The organism is Gracilibacillus sp. JCM 18860 (assembly GCF_055395245.1).
Window position 1 is genome coordinate 1663587 of sequence record NZ_AP043868.1, and the last position, 19149, is coordinate 1682735.

At 38.0% G+C, this 19149-nt stretch carries 21 protein-coding genes; 6 read left to right on the top strand and 15 right to left on the bottom strand.

The genetic code is table 11. The features are described from left to right. Positions 1-34 precede the first annotated feature (34 nt). Together modB and modA are read right to left on the bottom strand one after the other, a co-directional pair. Complete coding sequence (gene modB / locus ACZ5R4_RS08550; RefSeq protein WP_109985844.1) at positions 35-685, bottom strand: molybdate ABC transporter permease subunit; 651 nt, start codon at positions 683-685, stop codon at positions 35-37. After that, a complete protein-coding gene (modA, locus tag ACZ5R4_RS08555) occupies positions 660-1433 on the bottom strand; it encodes a molybdate ABC transporter substrate-binding protein (RefSeq protein ID WP_464368346.1) in 774 nt (257 codons plus the stop codon). The genes modB and modA overlap by 26 nt, the downstream gene beginning before the upstream one ends. A 108-nt stretch (positions 1434-1541) precedes the next feature. On the opposite strand from modA, the gene moaC reads away from it, so the two are divergent. From moaC to ACZ5R4_RS08570, 3 genes are all read left to right on the top strand, one after another. Beyond that, entirely contained in the window at positions 1542-2024 is a 483-nt protein-coding gene (gene moaC, locus ACZ5R4_RS08560) for a cyclic pyranopterin monophosphate synthase MoaC (protein ID WP_464368347.1), read from the top strand. A 122-nt stretch (positions 2025-2146) separates the two neighbouring features. Next, positions 2147-2665, top strand: a complete 519-nt coding sequence (locus ACZ5R4_RS08565) for an RNA polymerase sigma factor (protein WP_464368348.1) — start codon at positions 2147-2149, stop codon at positions 2663-2665. After that, positions 2658-3287, top strand: coding sequence for a hypothetical protein (locus ACZ5R4_RS08570; RefSeq protein WP_054860947.1), 630 nt, complete (start codon positions 2658-2660; stop codon positions 3285-3287). Before ACZ5R4_RS08565 ends, ACZ5R4_RS08570 begins: the two co-directional genes overlap by 8 nt. 88 nt (positions 3288-3375) lie before the next feature. Here ACZ5R4_RS08570 and ACZ5R4_RS08575 read toward each other — a convergent pair whose 3' ends face one another. The 13 genes from ACZ5R4_RS08575 to ACZ5R4_RS08635 form a co-directional block, all read right to left on the bottom strand. Then, positions 3376-4170 (bottom strand): SDR family NAD(P)-dependent oxidoreductase, encoded by a 795-nt coding sequence (locus tag ACZ5R4_RS08575; RefSeq protein ID WP_464368349.1) that lies wholly within the window; start codon positions 4168-4170, stop codon positions 3376-3378. Positions 4171-4199: 29 nt separating this feature from the next. Continuing rightward, on the bottom strand, positions 4200-5216 hold the full coding sequence (locus ACZ5R4_RS08580; protein ID WP_277680377.1) for a helix-turn-helix domain-containing protein: 1017 nt from the start codon (positions 5214-5216) through the stop codon (positions 4200-4202). Positions 5217-5688: 472 nt separating this feature from the next. Continuing rightward, positions 5689-6201, bottom strand: coding sequence for a molybdenum cofactor synthesis domain-containing protein (locus tag ACZ5R4_RS08585; protein ID WP_054860944.1), 513 nt, complete (start codon positions 6199-6201; stop codon positions 5689-5691). Between the two features lie 13 nt (positions 6202-6214). After that, on the bottom strand, positions 6215-7072 hold the full coding sequence (locus ACZ5R4_RS08590) for a hypothetical protein (protein WP_464368350.1): 858 nt from the start codon (positions 7070-7072) through the stop codon (positions 6215-6217). Continuing rightward, a complete protein-coding gene (locus ACZ5R4_RS08595) occupies positions 7059-7973 on the bottom strand; it encodes a WD40/YVTN/BNR-like repeat-containing protein (RefSeq protein WP_464368351.1) in 915 nt (304 codons plus the stop codon). Before ACZ5R4_RS08595 ends, ACZ5R4_RS08590 begins: the two co-directional genes overlap by 14 nt. A 175-nt stretch (positions 7974-8148) precedes the next feature. Continuing rightward, entirely contained in the window at positions 8149-8997 is an 849-nt protein-coding gene (locus ACZ5R4_RS08600) for a VOC family protein (RefSeq protein ID WP_464368352.1), read from the bottom strand. Positions 8998-9112: 115 nt separating this feature from the next. Beyond that, positions 9113-9805, bottom strand: coding sequence for a respiratory nitrate reductase subunit gamma (narI, locus tag ACZ5R4_RS08605; RefSeq protein ID WP_109985835.1), 693 nt, complete (start codon positions 9803-9805; stop codon positions 9113-9115). Positions 9806-9828: 23 nt separating this feature from the next. Continuing rightward, entirely contained in the window at positions 9829-10422 is a 594-nt protein-coding gene (gene narJ / locus ACZ5R4_RS08610; RefSeq protein ID WP_109985834.1) for a nitrate reductase molybdenum cofactor assembly chaperone, read from the bottom strand. Beyond that, the gene (gene narH, locus ACZ5R4_RS08615; RefSeq protein WP_109985833.1) at positions 10419-11921 is read right to left on the bottom strand and encodes a nitrate reductase subunit beta; all 1503 of its coding nucleotides are present in this window, start codon (positions 11919-11921) and stop codon (positions 10419-10421) included. Before narH ends, narJ begins: the two co-directional genes overlap by 4 nt. Then, the gene (locus ACZ5R4_RS08620) at positions 11911-15588 is read right to left on the bottom strand and encodes a nitrate reductase subunit alpha (protein WP_464368353.1); all 3678 of its coding nucleotides are present in this window, start codon (positions 15586-15588) and stop codon (positions 11911-11913) included. Before ACZ5R4_RS08620 ends, narH begins: the two co-directional genes overlap by 11 nt. Beyond that, positions 15578-15853 carry a hypothetical protein gene (locus tag ACZ5R4_RS08625; RefSeq protein WP_054788014.1) on the bottom strand — a complete coding sequence of 92 codons (276 nt, stop codon included), beginning with the start codon at positions 15851-15853 and terminating at the stop codon, positions 15578-15580. The genes ACZ5R4_RS08620 and ACZ5R4_RS08625 overlap by 11 nt, the downstream gene beginning before the upstream one ends. Positions 15854-15877: 24 nt before the next feature. Then, positions 15878-16162: a hypothetical protein gene (locus ACZ5R4_RS08630; RefSeq protein WP_054860939.1), complete on the bottom strand. Its 285-nt coding sequence runs from the start codon at positions 16160-16162 to the stop codon at positions 15878-15880. Between the two features lie 15 nt (positions 16163-16177). Further along, on the bottom strand, positions 16178-16603 hold the full coding sequence (locus ACZ5R4_RS08635; RefSeq protein ID WP_342767762.1) for a hemerythrin domain-containing protein: 426 nt from the start codon (positions 16601-16603) through the stop codon (positions 16178-16180). A gap of 196 nt (positions 16604-16799) precedes the next feature. Between ACZ5R4_RS08635 and ACZ5R4_RS08640 the strand changes: the two genes are divergently transcribed. Genes ACZ5R4_RS08640 through ACZ5R4_RS08650 form a run of 3 tightly spaced genes read left to right on the top strand, consistent with a single transcriptional unit; the run spans position 16800 to position 19123 of the window. Next, on the top strand, positions 16800-17414 hold the full coding sequence (locus ACZ5R4_RS08640) for a TetR family transcriptional regulator (RefSeq protein ID WP_054860938.1): 615 nt from the start codon (positions 16800-16802) through the stop codon (positions 17412-17414). Position 17415: 1 nt separating this feature from the next. After that, positions 17416-18354 (top strand): ABC transporter ATP-binding protein, encoded by a 939-nt coding sequence (locus ACZ5R4_RS08645; RefSeq protein WP_464368354.1) that lies wholly within the window; start codon positions 17416-17418, stop codon positions 18352-18354. Continuing rightward, on the top strand, positions 18338-19123 hold the full coding sequence (locus ACZ5R4_RS08650) for an ABC transporter permease (RefSeq protein WP_054860936.1): 786 nt from the start codon (positions 18338-18340) through the stop codon (positions 19121-19123). The genes ACZ5R4_RS08645 and ACZ5R4_RS08650 overlap by 17 nt, the downstream gene beginning before the upstream one ends. Positions 19124-19149: the final 26 nt, after the last annotated feature.

Below are 19149 nucleotides of genomic sequence, written 5' to 3' on the forward strand. Positions count from 1 at the left end.
CATTGTGTGTTTTTGACAAAATTTCAACGATTGTTTAGGCAGATTTACGTATAATTCCGATCATAATGAAAGAAACGACAATAATCGACCATACCCAAGCCCAAGCCAGACCCATTTTGTTCGATTCAAACGCTACATAAATGGCCATCGGAACGGTTTGGGTTGTACCTGGAATATTGCCCGCAAACATTAAGGTAGCCCCAAATTCACCTAATGCTCTAGCAAATGCTAACACAACGCCTGTCATCGTTGATTTTTTTATTAATGGAAGGGTAATGTATCGAAACACTCGCCATTCCCCAGCTCCATCCACTCTTGCCGCATCCTCAATCGCTGGATCCACAAGAGAAATACCTGTTCGAACCGATTGATACATTAATGGAAAGGCAACGACAACTGCTGCGATAACTGCCGCCCAGATCGTGAACATGATAGTTTGATCAAAGAAAAAAGAACTGATCTCGCCAAATACCCCATTGGTACCAAAAATAATGATTAACAAAAAGCCAATCACCGTCGGAGGCAGTACAATTGGTAATAGTAGAATCGTATCAAGGACCACTTTCCCTTTAAATATTTTCTTTTCCATTACCCATCCAATAAGCATCCCTAATATTGTCACAATAATTAAGGAAATAAAGGAAATAAAAAGGGATAATTTAATTGGTTGAAAAAATGCTTCCATCTATGTCACCATCAATTTCATTAAAACCATATTCTTTAAATATCTTAATCGCTTCATTTGATTGTAGAAATGTTAAAAAAGAGTTGGTCGTATCCTTTTCTTTAGAATTATTAATGATCCCTACTGGATAAATAATTGCATCATGTTCTCCAATGGATAATTCTTCATTAACCATTACTTTCTCTGATTGAAGGGCATCTGTTTTATACACTATTCCAGCATTTACGTTTTCACTTTCTACATATTGTAATACTTGACGAACATCCTTTGTAAAAACGAGCTTATCCTTTACTTGATCATACAGCTTCTGGGAGGTAAGAGCCTGTTGCGCATAGGCTCCAGCTGGAACGGTTTCAGGTGTTCCGATCGCTATTTTGTTCATTTCTTCGATACTCTCTACTATTGCTTGATCCTTTGATTGAATCCATACAAGCTGATTAGATAATAGTGGAATCGCGTCCTCCTTATCAATCATTCCTTCTTCAACCACACGGTTAAACATCTCTAAAGAAGCGGAAAAAAATAAATCAACTGGGGCTCCTTGAATGATTTGCTGACTAAGTGTTCCAGATCCACCTAAATTGACATGAATTTCCACATTGGGATGGTCTTTTTCATAGACTTCTATTACCTCATTTAGAGCATCCGTTAAGGATGCTGCTGCGGAAACAGTGATTTCCTTAGATTCTGTCGAACAACCACTCATGATAAAAAGCATGAAAATTAATAAGTATTTAGCAAATTTCATTATGTGACCTTCTTCACTAATTCATTTTCTCTATTATAACACGTTTCTTTTCTGAATTAGAATAATGTATAATAGTATTCAAATAGTGTTCAAAGGTTGGTGACAATTATGGGAAAATTTTCACACATTAACGAACAAGGTAGAGCAAAAATGGTCGATATTACCGATAAAAAAATAACAAGTAGAACAGCAATCGCTAAATCTAGTATTCAAGTAAATAAAGAAATTTATACAAAAATAGTAGATCAAACAATTGGTAAAGGGGATGTGCTGTCTGTAGCACAGGTTGCTGGAATTATGGCCGCTAAACAAACCTCGACGATCATCCCTATGTGTCATCCATTACCACTTAGTGGGGTAAATATCGAGTTTGCATGGAGTACGCTGGATAATGGATATGATTTAATCATAACGGTTGAAGCGAAAACAAAAGGAAGTACAGGTGTGGAGATGGAGGCACTTACTGCTGCATCTGTTACCGCACTAACGGTTTATGATATGTGTAAGGCTGTCGATAAGGATATGGTGATTGGAGAAACCTACCTAGTCGAAAAGACTGGCGGAAAAAGTGGTACATATATAAGGGGATAGAATAGCATCTGGCTTAAGCTCAGATGCTATTTTATTTTTATGAGAAAAAGTGTAACTTTAATGTAATGAATCCGTTGTTATAGTAGAAACCAAGAATAAGATCAGAGAAAGGAATGGAGGTTTTGGATCACAACAAGTACCAACATCTACTTAATCAATTGTATGATGCATACCATAACGATATCTTTCAATATGTCTTTTTTATGCTAGGGGATTATAACCAAGCAAGAGATATCATGCAGGATACCTTCCTACAAGCGTATCACCATTTGCAGACATTCCAGGGGGAAAATTACAAAGGCTGGTTAAGCCGCATTGCACGTAATCTTACGATAGATTATGTACGTAAACAGAGACCGATTGCTTATTTCTTAGAGGTCGGGTCAACATCCAATATAAACGAGAGTTCACCCGAACAAATCGCGATGATGAATGAAGCTGAAAAGGAACTATATTTAGCGTTAAGTAACTTAAAGCATCATTATCGAGATGTGATCGTATTACGTAAAATAAAGGAATTATCGATAAAAGAAACTAGTTACATACTAGGTTGGTCCGAAAATAAAGTAAAGGTCAATTTATTTAGAGGGATGAAAGCATTGAAAAAAGAATTAAACAAGGTGGGATATATTCATGAATAAAGGTAATTATCAAAAACTTGATAATGATTTAAAGCAATTGAATGCCAAAATCCATCTATCGAAAAAAGAAAAGGAAGAGAGTTTTTCTAAAATAAACAAAATGATTGACGAGCCGGTTAAAACGAGCAGACACTCACGAATAAACTGGAAAATGTCGATGGTTACGATTGCTGCTCTTATGATAATTGCTTTATTAAGTGTACCTATCTTAATTAATCCAGATCGATATTTAACCGATCCACCAAATGCCTCTTCTCAAGATTCCACGATCAAAACAGATGAAGGGATGGAGGTAATCGTTGAGCACCAGGGTAATTTCACGATTCACCATATACGTCTTGTAGTTTTCAAAGATGGAAAACAGGTCACTTCACCAACTATGATGAATGCCGATATGTCCAACCTAGCTAAAGATTCTAATATGATATTTCACTTCCTTGAGAAGGATTTCCCGTTCGATGGTGAGATGAAAGTAGAAGTTGTTATCTTCCAATCAGAACAGGATAATGTCGGTATAACTCTCAAACCAAGTATGATAATAGAAGCAACTAAAGGTGCGGAGTATCATTTTGCCATAACAGGCTCAACTATAAAACAAGCTAGGTTAATGAAAGTGGACTAATGGTAGATGTCTAAAACGAAAGGAAAATCCGAACTCAATCTTTGATTTGGATAGAGGTTCGGATCCCTTCCTGTAGAGAAGATATTTTTTAATAAATAGTCGGCACCATTCCCCCATCCATACGGATTGGAGAGCCTTTAAATGCCGCTATATAGGGACTACTTAAAAATGTCGTTAATCGGCCTATTTCAATCGGCTTGATAAACCTCTGAAGTTCAGATTGCGGCAGATTTGTTGTCATAAATGCTTTCTCTTTATCTGAAAATGACATCTCTTCATTCGAGTACATACCCTCAATGATTTGCTGAACATTCTCAGAAAGGGTTGGTCCTGGCATAATCGTATTGACTGTCACTTCCGTTCCTCTTGTTAATTTCGATAATGTTTTTGACAAGGATAATAGCATAGATTTTGTCATACAATACTGAGGCATTTGCCCTGAGGGCATCATTGCTTCTTCACTTGCAATAAAAATAATGCGTCCAAATTCATTTCTTAACATACTTTGTAGATAAAATTTTGATAATCCATTTGCAGCAAGCACGTTTGTCCGAAAATATTTTTCCCATACCTCATCTTCAATATCCTCATATTGCATTATTTCATAGATCCCCATATTGTTAACTAAAATATCAATATTTGGGTATTTTTTAAATAAAGCTTCTCTTTTTTTGCTATCTACAATATCTGCAGTGGCATTTTGAGGAGAGGTAGCAGGAAATTCTAATTTTATTTCTTGAACAATCCGTTCTATCTCCTCATTACTTCGTCCATTAATGAGTACATTTACTCCTTCTCTGGCAAGCTCAAAAGCAATTGCTTTACCGATTCCTTTCGTCGATCCTGTAACTAAAGCAGTTTTATTATTTAATCCCATATCCATGGTAATGTTCTCCTCCTAAAAAAGCATTGTTAGATTTTTGACTCTGTTTCTCTATGATCATCACGCCAGTTTGAAGGGGTATCTCCTTCCCAATGACGAAAGGCTCGAAAAAAGGAATTATAATCTTCATAGCCAAGCAAAAAAGCCACTTCTTTTAAATCAAGCTTTAGATCTGTCAAGAACTCTCTTGCCATCTCATGTCGGACTTGTGTCAATAGATCGTTGAAGCTAGTGCCTTCATCTTTAAGGCGACGCTGTAAAGTACGCCCACTCATCCCTAATTCGTTGGCAATAATTTGAATGTTAGGACGTCCTCCTGAAAGACTGCGTTTCGTGATCCACTTCACCATCTCTTTAATCGAACGGTTACTTTGTTCAGCCTCTAATGATTGGTCTAATACTGGCGTAAGTATCTCCAATAATTCTGCATTATACGATTCAAACGGTCGATCCAAATCTTTCCGTTCTAATATTAATCGGTTACTTGTGCCGCAGGTCTTCACACGACAACCGAAATAGGATTCAAGTGCTTGTACATCACCCATTGATTGCGCGAATTCGACACTCTTTGCAGCCAAAGGTTGCCCTGTACCTCTACGCCCTAGTTCTAATAGAAATGCTAGTGTGATACCAATTAACATCGGTGGACCTGCTTGCACGTTATCTGACTCTGACCAGGCTAATTCGATGATACAATGATCCTTCTTCTCTGTGATACGTAAAGCTTCTGGAGGACACATTCGTTTGTATCGAGCCATTCGATGTAAAGCATCACGATAGTCTCGAGCATGATAAGTCGCTAAAACAGTTGGCGGGTAAAGCGTTGTTTCAAACCCAGATGCGAGCTTAATAATTCCTTCGGCTGTGTCATCCATCAGATCTGAGTATGCCTGCCAGATCGCGAAATATTGGTCGTTCGTAACAGCTTGTTCTTTTATGATAGTTAAAGGTAGGTGAGCTTTTCGAACAACATCTTGTGCAGTAATCCCTAATTGGGCTATTCCTTTCCAAAAGCCTACAGGGAATTTTATTCGTTTTTGAGGCATCATAGGTAGGTGCCCTCCTTATGCATTGCTTATATTTCATGCTGAAATGTTTTGACGCCTATATATCATAATAGCTTCTTTATTTAACATTGTAACTAGTAGAAAGCGACATTTCGCTTGCACAGTACGCCTAGTGACGAAAGATCTCCATCAAAAAAGTAATGTTTTAGTTAGCAATAATAAAGCTGCCATTATCCTAGGCAGCTTTTAGATTAACATTTAGAAGGAGTGTTGCTTTTCTTCTCCCTTAAACTGGCTCTTCTTTCTTTTGAAAACTATGAAAACAATTAAGTTAACAAGGAATAAAATCAACATGATGAATATATCTAAACTTTTTAATGATATTAATTCATCACCTGATTCTAATACGATATAAATCCTAACGAGCATTCCTAAGATAGTACCAATCATAACACCGATGGACGATTTTATCATATAATGAATAAATTCTATTCTCAGTTAGGACACCCCCTCATTTTATATCCTTATAGATTTCCCTCATCACATGTCCAAGCTCAGGAATGATTAATCTATCCATCGCTAATTGAACTGCTCCTGAAGAACCTGGTGTTGCGAAAATGGCTTTATTTCTTATAACTCCAGCAGTTGCTCTTGATAAGATCGCTGCCGATCCTATATCTTCTTGAAAGCTTAACATTCGAAAGATTTCACCGAATCCTGGCATCTCTTTTTCTAGCATATTGTTCACTACTTCTATTGTGACATCACGTTTAGCAATCCCTGTTCCTCCATTTAACAAGATGGCCTCAATACCTTCCTGTTCGATTCCTCGTTCGATCGCCTTTTGGATTTCTTTATACTCGTCTCTGACAATTTCATAAGCATTCACCTGATGATGATTTCTTTCTAAAAAATCGCGCATCAGTCTTCCACTTTTGTCCGTTTCTTCAGTTCTTGTATCACTGACTGTAATGATTTTACAAGTAATTGATTTTGGTGCTTCTTTCTTATGTAGTTGTGACATATATATTTCCTCCTTACTCTTTTACAAAGGATAGCTTTACTGGCTGATTATTTGTGAGCACTGCTTTCGATAAAATAATATTACCGGAAGGAGCCATAGTTGCTGTATCAGATGATTTTTGGAAGTTTTCGTCTAATGCAATTGTCCACTTCGCTTCACCATTCTTCGATAATACTAACGCCAATGTTCCAAATTGTTCGATATTTTCCCAGTTAAATAAAGCTTCTTTTGTTCCTTGCTTTATTAAAATTCCATCTGAGGAAGATCGTACTTCCAATTGATCTGACTGCCATCTTCCGTGAATTTCTGCACCCACATAGTAGTAGCTCATTCCATCACCACGATCACCAAATGTAGCAACAAACTGTTGAATCGATCCATTAGATGCCTGATATGTAACGGCTGCCACATCATTGACTAACCAATCTATTTTCAAGTCACTTTGAATTAAGTCTGGTAAAGTTTCTTTAGCCTGACCTAAAATTTTGTAACGCGACCTATAATATACACTCTCTCCAGTGCTAATATTATGCTTAATCGAAAATACATGGTTCCTATGTGGAGAAATACTGGTAACATTCCTAATTTCCTTTTGATCATTTTGCATGAAAAGGAGATGAATAATCGTAAATAGTAGCACAAAGCAACTCATAGAAATGATCCACGATTTCTTAAATGAAACAAATAAAAAGAGTGCCAGCAAGATAAAAATAAGACATACAATATTAATGATATAAAATAGGCGATGATCAATATATTCTAACTGGTATTTTTGTTGTACATATAGACTACCTATTTGTAACAAAAAACTGCCTAATGCTATTAGCAAACAAATCCATCCAAGGAAGATGGATAGCTTATGCTTCTTCATTCGGTTCAACCTCCATCAAAAATTCCCATGTAAGCCCATTGTCTTTGGAAATAAATTTACCTTTCACCTTACCACCCATGTAATCTCCAGATCGCCCTTGATGAATAAGAAGTGCTAAATGGTCATCTTCTATAAAGGGAACCTCAGCAATAACAAATACTCTATCATATTTATTAGGCATATTTATTTGTGCTTTTTTCCAGCTATTTCCCCCATCCTGGGATACATGAAGCTCAGGTGCCTCTGGGTTTAAAATTCCAAAGGATAAAAAACCTGTTTGATGGTCAACAAATCCTCCATCTGCTATGAGTCGCGTTACACCAGGATGATTTGTTTTTTGCCATGTTTCGCCACCATTAAATGTGAGATAGACAAACGATTCTTCCTGACTCATCGCCTTATCTCCAGTGAAGATGGCATACCCGAAGCTAGAATCAATAAAGTCTATCTTTCGAAAGCGCATCGGAAATGGTGAATTTCGCACTATTGCCTCCTGCCATGTCTCCCCTTTATCCCTTGAATAGTGAAATACAATATTTCCCGCCTTTGAATATAGAAATCCAGTTAATTCTTCTGAAAAAATAAAACTACCTTCTTCTAATTCTTGCTCATTCCCTCTATAGGTTATTTCAAATAAATCTTGTTTTTCAATTGGTACCTTCATCCAAGTTTCGCCGTTATCGTACGTCATTTGCACCTCATCATTTTGAAGGGAATAGCCAAGCTTCTCTGTTACCCCGATTGGTTGTAATGGCTCTGGTTCTTGTTGCGTTTGTGGGGTTTTATTTTGTTGTACAAGCTGATCTGTGGGTAGTGTAGGTTCGCTATTTTGATAGTAAATAAGGGTAAGTATTAAACTGATTCCAATTATGGTGGCGATGCTTATGATTGCTTTTTTCATTCAAGGATCCTTCCTTCTAACAATTTTCTCTTAACACTAATTCTAACACATTTTTCCAATATATAAGTGTGGAGTCTTACAGATGATTAATGCTGTGAAAAATAAAATAAAAAGAATCCACTTTTATAAATAGATTCTTTTAATTTGTTTCGTATTAAATTTAATTATAAACTGCTTAAATAGATAGAATAATCTGATTTCCAGAAGGATCCTCTGTAACTAATTTGCCTTCTTTCACATCAACTTTTGCGCCTATTGCTTTTAAGTTTGTTGCAACCTTTTGTAGTGTCGCTTTATCTGGATATTTAATAGTATAGCATTTAAGTCCAACACTATTCCTTACTGGTCTTGGTGCACCTACTCCATTCCATGTGTTCAACCCAATATGATGGTGGTACTTTCCTGTTGAAATAAACAGAGCTTGATCGCTGAAGCGTTCAACTACTTCAAAGCCTAAACCTTGCCTATAAAATTCCTCGGTTGTAGCAAGATCTGCGACGTGAAGATGAATATGTCCCATCACTGTATCCTTAGGGAGCCCCTTCCAGCCATGACGACTACCTTGCTTTAATAAATCCTCGAAATCTAATGGATCGACGGCCATTTTTACCTGCTGATCCTGCCATATCCATGTGGATGGATCTCTATCAGTATATACTTCAATACCGTTTCCATCTGGATCATGAAAATAAAGCGCCTCACTGACCAAGTGATCAGAGGAACCAAGCCTTATTCCTCGTTCAACGCAATGATAAACAAAATCAGCAAGGTCCGAGCGTTTTGGCAATAGAATAGCAAAGTGATAAAGACCTGTAGTTCTCCCTTGTTGTGGTAGAACATCTTCCAGTTGTTCAATAGTTAATAACGTATTCTTGCCATCCGCTGTTAGTTTTGCTAATGTTTTGGTTTGTTCTAATATAGTAAATCCGACCACTTCTTTGTAAAATTGAACAGATCGAATTAAATCTTCTACTTTCAAATGAACATGACTAACAAAGGTAATCGGTTTTTGATGAAAGTTCATAAACTTCCTCCTTTTCGCTAACTTACTTTATGTAAGTAATTATACTTTTGTAAGTTTATGAAGTCAAGAAAAACAAATGAAGCTACCAACTATTCTTGATTGGTAGCCAGATTTATCATTTTCTCACCTGATAACCGGATCGTGATCGATATTGCTGTGGTGATCTTGCTAAATAATGGATAGGAGCACTGTAGATATGAACTAAATGTGTGAAAGGAATCGATGCAAATAAGCCAAAGGATGCTACTACATGTACCTTAAAGAGAGTAGGGACTTCTGCCATTAGGTGATACTGTGGTTGAAATGCGAACAAGCTTCGGAACCATGGTCCGATCGTAGTCCGGTATTCATAGGCTTCTACGGTCGTATTATAAACAATCGTCATATAGGTACCGATTCCAGCTACTATAATTAAAGCAATCACAGTGAAAAAGTCAGCAAAGGTAGCATGGATTCTGACACGATCCATTGTAACCTTGCGAATCAACAAAATGATAACACCTGCTACTACCATTAGACCTGCAATTCCTCCACCATAAATAGCCCCAATATGATAGAGATGATCACTAATCCCAAGTGCTCGATAAAACTCGATTGGGATGATTAGCCCCATCGCATGACCGATAATAGCTAAGAGAATTCCATAATGAAAAAGTGGTGAACCAATTCGCAACCATTTTTTCTCGAGAAATTCTGTTGATGGCGCTACCCAAGTTTTTTGTCGATACATAAAACGATACAAACAACCTAAAACCATGATTGTTAGTGTAATATAAGGAAAAACCACCCACAAAAAGATATCTAACATTTTGTTTTCCTCCCTAAGAATAGCTAGTTATACAGCAATGGGTATGGTAACTCATCTAGATCCGTTTTTTCACGATCTCGCTCCATTTGCTTTAACTCTTCTTTTGTTGGTGCTTGGAATACATCTGTCATTAATAATGAAATCAGAGGATAATACGGATTATTTTCTGGCAATTGATTATAAATAATTTGAGTGGCATTCCCTAATCGCTTCCACAAACGAATGGCATCATCCGTTTCATCCATAACCGCCACTAATTCATATAACATCGGCATATAATCCGCTAATTCACCATCTCTCCTGTCAAAACCAGCTTGGTTGATGATTTTCTGTAATTTAACTAAAGCCGCGCCTCTTTTGGGACTGTCCCCAATCTCGTGAGCTGTTAAATATAATCCGATTTTTGCCTTGAGATCAAATGTATCTACATAAAGTTTTTCTAGCTCTAAGAAGTTCATTTTTTGAAGTGGACTTAACACGTTGACAACACGTTCCTGGTCTTTAGACCAAATCGTTGATTGTCTAGTCCATGCTAGAGCATATTCGAGACTTTTCTTTGATGGATAATCTAACAATCGAGCTGCTATTATTAATAATTCTGCTTCTTTTTGTTTCATGCATCTTTCCCTCTTTCAAATGGATAGGTAACCATACCTTCAGGTGGAGCTATTTCCTCTAAACTACATGCACCTTGTTTGTAAAATAAATCATCCTGCATTTCTCTTCTTCCAGTTGGGATGACAAAACGATCTTTATATTTTGCGACTCCGAGTAAATTTGCCATCTCCTCTATTTGTTCTTCAGACATATCAGCAGCTTTTAATAAATCACTTTCACTTAATGGGTCAATCCCTCCTACTGTCTTTTGACGCATATGCACGCGCATGGCAGTTAATTTAAGTAAGACATTACGAATGACATCGGTATCTCCAGCTGATAAAAGTGATGCTAAATATTCTACCGGTATTCGCATTTGATCAATTGCAGGGATGTAACCATCTGTGTTTAATTCTTCTTCATTAGTAATGTGGTTCATAATCGGGCTGAGTGGCGGAACATACCAAACCATTGGTAAAGTACGATATTCCGGATGTAATGGTAAAGCAATTTTCCATTTCATCGCCATTTTGTAAATAGGCGAATCCTGAGCCCCGGTAATCCATTCTTCGTTTATCCCAGCTTCTTTTGCTTTTTCGATCACTTCTGGATCAAACGGATCGAGGAAACAAGCCAATTGAGCCTCGTATAATTCCTTTGGATCTTCTACAGATGCCGCTTCTTTCACTTTATCAGCATCATATAAAACGACCCCAATATAACGAATACGTCCGACACATGTCTCGGAACATATCGTGGGCAAGCCTGCTTCTGTTCTTGGATAACAGAAATTACATTTTTCTGCTTTATGTGTGTTCCAGTTATAGTACACTTTATTATATGGGCAGCCATTCATACAAAAACGCCAACCACGACACTCATCCTGATCAACTAGGACAATGCCATCTTCCTCCCTTTTGTACAATGCTCCTGAAGGACAGGATGCTACACAAGATGGATTTAAGCAATGCTCACAAATGCGTGGCAAGTACATCATAAAGGTTTTTTCATATTCCATTGCAATATGTTCCTGCAGTTTCTCGACATTAGGATCCATTGGTACCACTTCACTACCACCTGCCAAATCATCGTCCCAGTTCGATCCCCACTCTGGTTTATCTATATATTTACCTGTAATCATAGACTTGGCCCGAGCAACTGGTAAACTGTCCCCCTTTTTACGATGGATCAGATTCTGATAATCATAGGTCCAAGGCTCATAATAATCGTCGAGGGTTTCCATATCAGGATTATAGAAAATATTTTTTAATTTAGATAATGGACCACCTGCACGTAGGCGGAGTTTTCCATTACGATACACCCAACCCCCTTTATACCGATTTTGATCTTCCCATTGTTTTGGATAGCCAGGGCCTGGACGTGTTTCTACATTGTTAAACCACATATATTCTGCCCCTGGTCGATTTGTCCATGTTGTTTTACAGGTTACAGAGCATGTATGACATCCAATACATTTGTCCAAATGCATGACCATTGCTACTTGCGCTTTAATCCTCAAGCCAGTTGACCTCCTTCATCGGTTTAATAATAGCGATTGTATCTCGTTGGCTTCCCGTAGGCCCATAATAATTAAAACCATAGCTTAACTGCGAATACCCACCAATCATATGAGTTGGTTTCGCAGTAATTCTAGTCACACTATTATGTGTTCCACCACGCTTTTTCGTAATGGTCGTTCCAGGTACACCCATTGTGCGATCCTGTGCATGGTACATATAGGCCATCCCTTCTGGAATTCGGTAGGTTAACACTGCACGTGCTGCCACTACGCCATTACGGTTATAAACCTCAATCCAATCATTATCCTTTAGCCCGATTTTGGCACCATCTTTTTCATTCATCCAAACAACCTGCCAACCTCTAAATAACTGGACCATTGGAGTAGCTTCTGTGAACATCGTATGAATACCCCATTTCTGATGTGGGGTTAAATAACGAATCGTAAGTGATGGTTGATCATGCTCTGCTTCTTTTTCTCCCTTAATATAAGGTCCATGGGCAAGTGGTGGTAAATAGGTTGGCAATCCTTCGCCAAAGTCAAGCATCATTTCATGGTCTAAGTAAAAGCTTTGACGACCCGTTAATGTACGCCAAGGAATCTTATATTCCTTATTAACCGTAAATGGGGAATAGCGTCGATGGTCTTTTTCTAAGCCACTCCATACAGGTGTAGAAATGGTATGTCTTGGCTGTGCTGTCAGATCATCTAAGGTGAAGGCCTCTTCTTCTCTAGTTTTAGAGATTTCAGCTAATGGCTGACCTGTTTTGCTTTCTAATGATTTCCATCCTTCCACCGCTCGTCTACCATTAGATGCTCCAGACATAAGCAGAATAGCCTCGATCGCATCCTTGTCTTTATAGAGCTCAGGATGACCTTTTCCAAGTCCCTCCCGCTTGGACGTTCCCAATCGTTTTTCTAATTCTTGATAGACCTTTTCCCCAGGGTAGTGCACTCCCTTCATTCCATAGCCGTTCTTTAATGTGTCACCAATTGTCGTCATTTTATCATAGGTCTTGCTATAATTTCTTCTAACCACTTGCATGCTTGGCATGGTCTTTCCTGGGATAGCCTCGGTCTCTCCATTACGCCAATCCTTAATTTCACCGAATGGTTGGGCTATTTCTCCTGGTGAATCATGGCCAAGTGGTGACATCATTAACTCCTCTGTCTCTCCAGGCAAATGCTCTGCTGCCAATTCTGAGAAAACCTTCGCAATTTCGCGGAAAGTATTCCAATCACTTTTGGCTTCCCATGGCGGGTTAACTGCAGCATTAAAGGGATGAATAAATGGATGCATATCGGTTGTGGAAATATCATATTTTTCATACCATGTAGCCGCTGGTAACACAATATCAGAGAAAAGCCCAGAGCTTGTCATTCGAAAGTCCATACTGACAAATAGGTCAACCTTCCCTTCCGCCCCTTTTTCGTTCATATGGACAGATTCCGGTCGCCAGGATGTGCCCTCCTGTGCCAATACTTGATTATCGCCACCAATAAAATGTTTTACAAAATATTCGTGACCTTTTCCACTATCCCCTAATAGATTAGAACGCCAATTGAAAAAGACCCGCGGGAAATTTTGTGGATTATCAGGGTTTTCGATTGCCCAATCAAGTTCTCCCTTCTTCAATTGGTCTGTTACTCTTTGAATAATTTCTTGCTCATCCTTAGCACCTTGTTGACGCGCTTGTGCCACAACATCGATGCTATTTTGCGTTAATTGTGGATATGATGGTAACCAGCCAAGTCTCGCCGCTAAAGTATTTACATCTGCTGGGTGCATTTTCATATACTTGCTACGCCAATTATTTTCAGGATATGCCTGACTTTCTTCATAACGGTATTGATCTGTTGCAAAATAAAAGAAGGATGTTCCATTTTGCAAACGAGGGACTTCCCCCCAATCCCTAGCAAAGGCTACTTGCTGCCAGCCCTCCACTGGTCGCACCTTTTCCTGACCAACATAATGAGCCCATCCACCACCATTGACACCTTGTGAGCCTGTAAGCAAAATGAGATTTAATATACATCGGTATATCTGATCACTGTGGAACCAATGATTTGTACCACCACCCATGGCAATCATGGATTTACCTTTTGTTCTTTCTGCATTGTCTGCGAATTCTCTTGCTACTTGAATCACATGCTGTTTTGGTACTGTTGTTATACTTTCCTGCCACGCAGGGGTATATGGTTTGGGGTCTTCATAATTTTCCGGATAATCTCCTGACAACCCTCGCGGTACGCCAATATGGGCCATCATTAAATCATAAATCGTTGTGATATACTTTTGCTCACCATCTTTTAGTTGTATCTCCTTTACCGGAACCCCTCGCTTTATCACGTCACCTTCTGCTTTTGCAAAATAGGGGAACTCTACTTCGATAACGGTGTCAGATTGGTTGATAAAGCTTAATTGAGGGTCAATGACTGTTCCATCCTTTTTGGTTAGCTCTAAATTCCATTTACTTGATTCATCCCAACGATGACCTTGGGTTCCATTTGGTGTCTCCCAGTGGTTAGTTGTTTGATCCCAGACAACTGGCTTCCACTCGCCTAATTTATGGTCTTCAGACAAATCCGATGAACGAAGGAAACGACCTGAACGAAATTGACCATTCTTTTGATCAATGGTGATTAAAAAAGGTAAATCAGTAAAACGCTTGGCATAATCTATGAAATAGGGGGTTTGTTTATCCACATAAAATTCTTTGAGTATGACATGTGTCATTGCCATAGCTAATGCTCCATCTGTACCTGCACGAGCTGGCAACCAAAGATCTGCAAACTTTTCGTATTCTGCATAATCAGGACTAACACCAACCACTTTGGTTCCATTGTAACGAGCCTCCACCATAAAATGAGCATCTGGTGTTCTCGTCTGTGGTAGATTTGTTCCCCAAATAATAAAATATTTAGAGTTGTACCAATCAGCGCTTTCTGGTACGTCCGTTTGATCCCCCCATACTTGTGGAGAAGCTGGTGGTAAATCAGCATACCAGTCATAAAAGCTTAGGATCGTTCCACCAATTAATGATAAGAAACGGGTTCCTCCAGCATAACTAACCATAGACATCGCTGGGATAGGGCTAAATCCAACAATTCTATCAGGGCCGTATTTTTGAATTGTCGCAATGGTCGCACTTGCAATTATTTCACACACCTCTTGCCATTCCGCTCGAACAAATCCACCTTTTCCACGTGCTTTTATAAAGCTATCACGTTTCTTTGGATTTTCTGTGATATTTTTCCATGCTTGAACAGCATCCTGGCCTATCTCCCTTTCTTCCTTCCACATTGCGTATAAATCACCACGAATATACGGATATTTAACTCGTACAGGACTATAGGTATACCAAGAAAAACTAGCACCTCGTGGACATCCACGAGGCTCGTATTCAGGGAAATCTTCCCCTGTTGAAGGATAATCCGTTTGTTGTGTTTCTGAGGTAATGATGCCATCTTTTACATAGATCTTCCAGCTGCAGGAGCCAGTGCAATTTACACCATGTGTGGATCGGACAATTTTGTCATGACCCCATCTATTTCGATAGATTTTTTCCCAATCGCGCGGACGTTTACTTTCTTCCGTAAAACCTTGGTTAATCTTTTGACCAGGTGTTAAAAATTTCAAATGTTTAAAAAGGGGATTATTCTTCATTTCTATCACCTATTTTTCTTAATGGATTAAATCTTTCCCCTACTAGTTTAAAAGGATGGTTACCTTCCTGAAGTTCTTCCATAAATACACGGAGAGTAGGAGCATTGGCAGCTACTAAAATGAGTCGCTGCAATGTTTCGAATTCGCTAAGTTGATAGAGATGCTCCTCTAATTCTTCGGGAAGGACACCAAAACGCATCTGTAATATTTCAATCAAATCTTGACGATCATCACCCATTTGAGCTTCTTGCTCATATAAAAACATAGTAATTCCCTCGCTTTTAGAAAGTTATAGCTTCATCATCTTGAAATAATCCTGAATCATCGTTTCTTTACATGTTTGGCCAATTTTTGTACAAAAGTTTAAATAGTCTTGATCTCTTTCTTCTAAAATCTTGACTGGAAAACTTTGCTTCGTTACATGCTGAAAGTTTTCACCAAAGTAAATCTCAATTTCTATGTGATGATTTCCTTTTATCACATGTGCATCGATATCAAATGAATGTAGATTTTCCTTTTGAATCGTATCAAGCAACTGTTGGTATAAAAATGGAGAGAAGGATACTAATAGCAATACACTCACCTCCTATTAATGGTCTGGTAATACTTTCATTTCATCCTGATTATGTAATTCATCAATAATGATAAGTGCATGCAATTGTTGAATGATACCTTCATTCATCCCATTCGTACTTAATTCCTCTTTTAAATCGCTTACGATTCCTCGCATTAAATCATGGTCTCGCTTTAGTCCCATAATTTTTTCGTGTTTCTCGCTAGATTGGGCAGCAATCTCTTGATAAAGCCCTTCCTCTTCCGCATCAGCATGAGCGAGTGTTCTTGTTTGCCAATGCTCTATCGTAATAAAAGCCGTCTTTAATGCCCTTTCCTTATTACCATTTCTCCAAAAACGCTCGATAACATTCGTCAATTCTCTTGCTTCCTGCAATGCAGCATCATGAATGGCTGAATGACTATCTACTTTTCTTAATGCTGGTCCTGACAAGTGGTCCACCCCTTTTCATCCAATTTTTTATATTACTTATTTTTTCCATGTATTTATTGAAATATACCCTTAATACAGGGTGGCTTATTAGGATGTTAAGCAATTGAACTAAAAATAAATCTTTTCCTATTTGTTAAAAAGTAGTATAATCTTTATGAATATAAAATAATTTTATTCATAAAATCATATCGAAGGAGTGATTATTATGGCAAGAGGATTTAATGAACATGAGAAAGAAGTGATCACTAATTCTCTTATAGAACAAGCAAAAATTCTGTTTAGTAAGTGGGGTTTTCAAAAAACAAGTATTCTTGAAATCACTAAAAATGTAGGAATCGCTCAAGGAACCTTTTATAAATTCTTTCATTCAAAAGAAGAGCTGTACTTCATCATCCTAGAAAAGGAAGAAGAAAAGATTAGGGAGCAATTCACGAAAGTAGATATTTTCAAGGAGAAGCAACCAAAAAAAGCAATCAAAAGCATGCTTCGCGAATTGATTCATACGATTGAAACAAATCCATTAATTCGTGAATTATACATCGGCAACAACTTGCAGGAAATGCTAAAAAAACTATCACCAGAATTACTAGAGAAGCATTTTAAAAATGACTCGTCATCATTTTTACCCTTGCTTGAAAAATTAAAAAGGAAAGGATTCAAGATTGAAGAAAAACCAGAGGTAATAGCAGGACTGCTTCGTTCCTTGTTCTTGTTAACATTACACCAAAAGGAAATTGGGCTAGCAGTCTATCAGCAAACAATCGATCTCTTCATTGACCTTATCGTGGATGGTCTCATACAAAGTGAGGGAGGAAAGTAAATTGAGCGCCATTATCCAAACGAAGCATTTATCCAAAAGTTACAAAGGACATCAGGCAGTAAAGGATATTTCCTTACGAGTTAATAAAGGAGAGATTTATGGATTTATCGGCTTGAATGGAGCGGGAAAGACTACTATTATTCGAATGTTACTAGGAATGATCCGTCCTAATCAAGGTGCTTGTTATATAAATGGAGAGAAAGTTAGTTTAACCAATTCTAGTATATGGAAAAAGGTGGGCTATATGGTGGAAACCCCTTACTCCTATCCTGAGCTTACGGTTGAAGAAAATCTAAAAATCTATGGTCGTCTCAGATTGATTTCAGATCGACAGTCGATAGCAAAAGTGATGAATCAGCTTCAGTTAACAAAGTATGCCACCAAAAAAGCCAAAAACCTCTCTTTAGGAAATGCTCAACGGTTAGGAATTGCAAAAGCACTTCTGTCGAGTCCAGAAGTATTAATCCTAGATGAACCTGTTAACGGATTAGACCCAGCAGGTATTGTGGAGATACGAGAGTTACTTCAAGATCTGGCGTTCCATAAGGGGGTTACTATTTTGATTTCTAGCCATATTCTTAGTGAAGTGGCTAAAATCGCTACAAAAATTGGAATTATTCACGAAGGGCAGTTATTGCAAGAAATGGAAGCAACTAAATTGAATCAACTTCTCAATCAACGGCTTATTATTGACTGTATAGATAGAAGGTCAGCCATGTCTAAGCTTTTAGCCACTGGCTACACCTGTGCAATAAATAAGAATGGATTTATCGAGTTATACGACAAAGAAGCCATCTATCATCCGGAGGCAATATCTCGTTTTCTTGTATTCGAAGGCTTTCCACCATCTAGATTAACCGTGGAAGAGGAAGACTTAGAATCTTATTTTTTAAGAATCATTGAATCAAAGGGGACAAAATCTAATGAATTACTTTCTTAATGCTTTGTATGCCGAAGGGCTAAAGATTCGTAAATCTAAAGTAGTTTGGATTATTATGGCAGCTTTCACGATTGCACCATTAATGGCCGGATTTTTTATGTTTGTTTTAAAAAGTCCAGTGCTTGCAAAAAACGCAGGGTTACTCGGAGCAAAAGCCCAAATTGCTGGAGAAGCAAGCTGGCCATCATATTTAAGCTTACTTGCCCAAATCATTTCGGTTGGAGGAATTCTAATTTTTGGCTTTGTTACAAGCTGGATATTCGGTAGAGAATATGCTGACAAAACCGCTAAGGACCTCTTGGCACTACCTTATTCAAGATCCATTATTGTGACCGCAAAATTTTTAATAGCTATGCTTACAAATTTCTTATTAAGTATCTATATAGTCTGTCTCGGTATCTTTATTGGTTTGATGTTAGGACTTCCTCAATGGTCTCACGAAATATTCACACAAGGTCTTTACGTACTATTAGTGGTTACTATACTAACGATACTCCTAAGCTCACCCGTTGCTTTCTTTGCATGCTACAGTGGTGGTTATTTAGCTCCATTAGGCTTTGTTATTTTAACATTGGTCTTATCTCAAATAATTGCAGCTGCTGGCTTTGGTGATTTCTTCCCATGGTCTATCCCTGCAATCTACAGTGGTATTGCAAGAGAAGCAGGCGCTATAGGGTGGAATTCTTTCCTTATCATCCTCGCAACAGGTTTAATAGGATTCCTTAGCACATTATATTGGTGGCTTTTTACAGATCAACATGAAGGTTAGTAAGGAAGAAGAGGATAAATGGAAGC

Excerpts from the sequence above, each read along its gene's own strand:
- ACZ5R4_RS08600 (WP_464368352.1), bottom strand. The coding sequence starts at position 8,997 with ATGAACTTTCATCAAAAACCGATTACCTTTGTTAGTCATGTTCATTTG.
- moaC (WP_464368347.1), top strand. The coding sequence starts at position 1,542 with ATGGGAAAATTTTCACACATTAACGAACAAGGTAGAGCAAAAATGGTC.
- ACZ5R4_RS08650 (WP_054860936.1), top strand. The coding sequence starts at position 18,338 with ATGAATTACTTTCTTAATGCTTTGTATGCCGAAGGGCTAAAGATTCGT.
- ACZ5R4_RS08570 (WP_054860947.1), top strand. The coding sequence starts at position 2,658 with ATGAATAAAGGTAATTATCAAAAACTTGATAATGATTTAAAGCAATTG.
- ACZ5R4_RS08585 (WP_054860944.1), bottom strand. The coding sequence starts at position 6,201 with ATGTCACAACTACATAAGAAAGAAGCACCAAAATCAATTACTTGTAAA.
- ACZ5R4_RS08640 (WP_054860938.1), top strand. The coding sequence starts at position 16,800 with ATGGCAAGAGGATTTAATGAACATGAGAAAGAAGTGATCACTAATTCT.
- ACZ5R4_RS08575 (WP_464368349.1), bottom strand. The coding sequence starts at position 4,170 with ATGGATATGGGATTAAATAATAAAACTGCTTTAGTTACAGGATCGACG.
- modB (WP_109985844.1), bottom strand. The coding sequence starts at position 685 with ATGGAAGCATTTTTTCAACCAATTAAATTATCCCTTTTTATTTCCTTT.
- narJ (WP_109985834.1), bottom strand. The coding sequence starts at position 10,422 with ATGAAACAAAAAGAAGCAGAATTATTAATAATAGCAGCTCGATTGTTA.
- ACZ5R4_RS08620 (WP_464368353.1), bottom strand. The coding sequence starts at position 15,588 with ATGAAGAATAATCCCCTTTTTAAACATTTGAAATTTTTAACACCTGGT.
- ACZ5R4_RS08580 (WP_277680377.1), bottom strand. The coding sequence starts at position 5,216 with ATGCCTCAAAAACGAATAAAATTCCCTGTAGGCTTTTGGAAAGGAATA.
- ACZ5R4_RS08595 (WP_464368351.1), bottom strand. The coding sequence starts at position 7,973 with ATGAAAAAAGCAATCATAAGCATCGCCACCATAATTGGAATCAGTTTA.
- ACZ5R4_RS08590 (WP_464368350.1), bottom strand. The coding sequence starts at position 7,072 with ATGAAGAAGCATAAGCTATCCATCTTCCTTGGATGGATTTGTTTGCTA.
- modA (WP_464368346.1), bottom strand. The coding sequence starts at position 1,433 with ATGAAATTTGCTAAATACTTATTAATTTTCATGCTTTTTATCATGAGT.
- ACZ5R4_RS08625 (WP_054788014.1), bottom strand. The coding sequence starts at position 15,853 with ATGTTTTTATATGAGCAAGAAGCTCAAATGGGTGATGATCGTCAAGAT.
- narI (WP_109985835.1), bottom strand. The coding sequence starts at position 9,805 with ATGTTAGATATCTTTTTGTGGGTGGTTTTTCCTTATATTACACTAACA.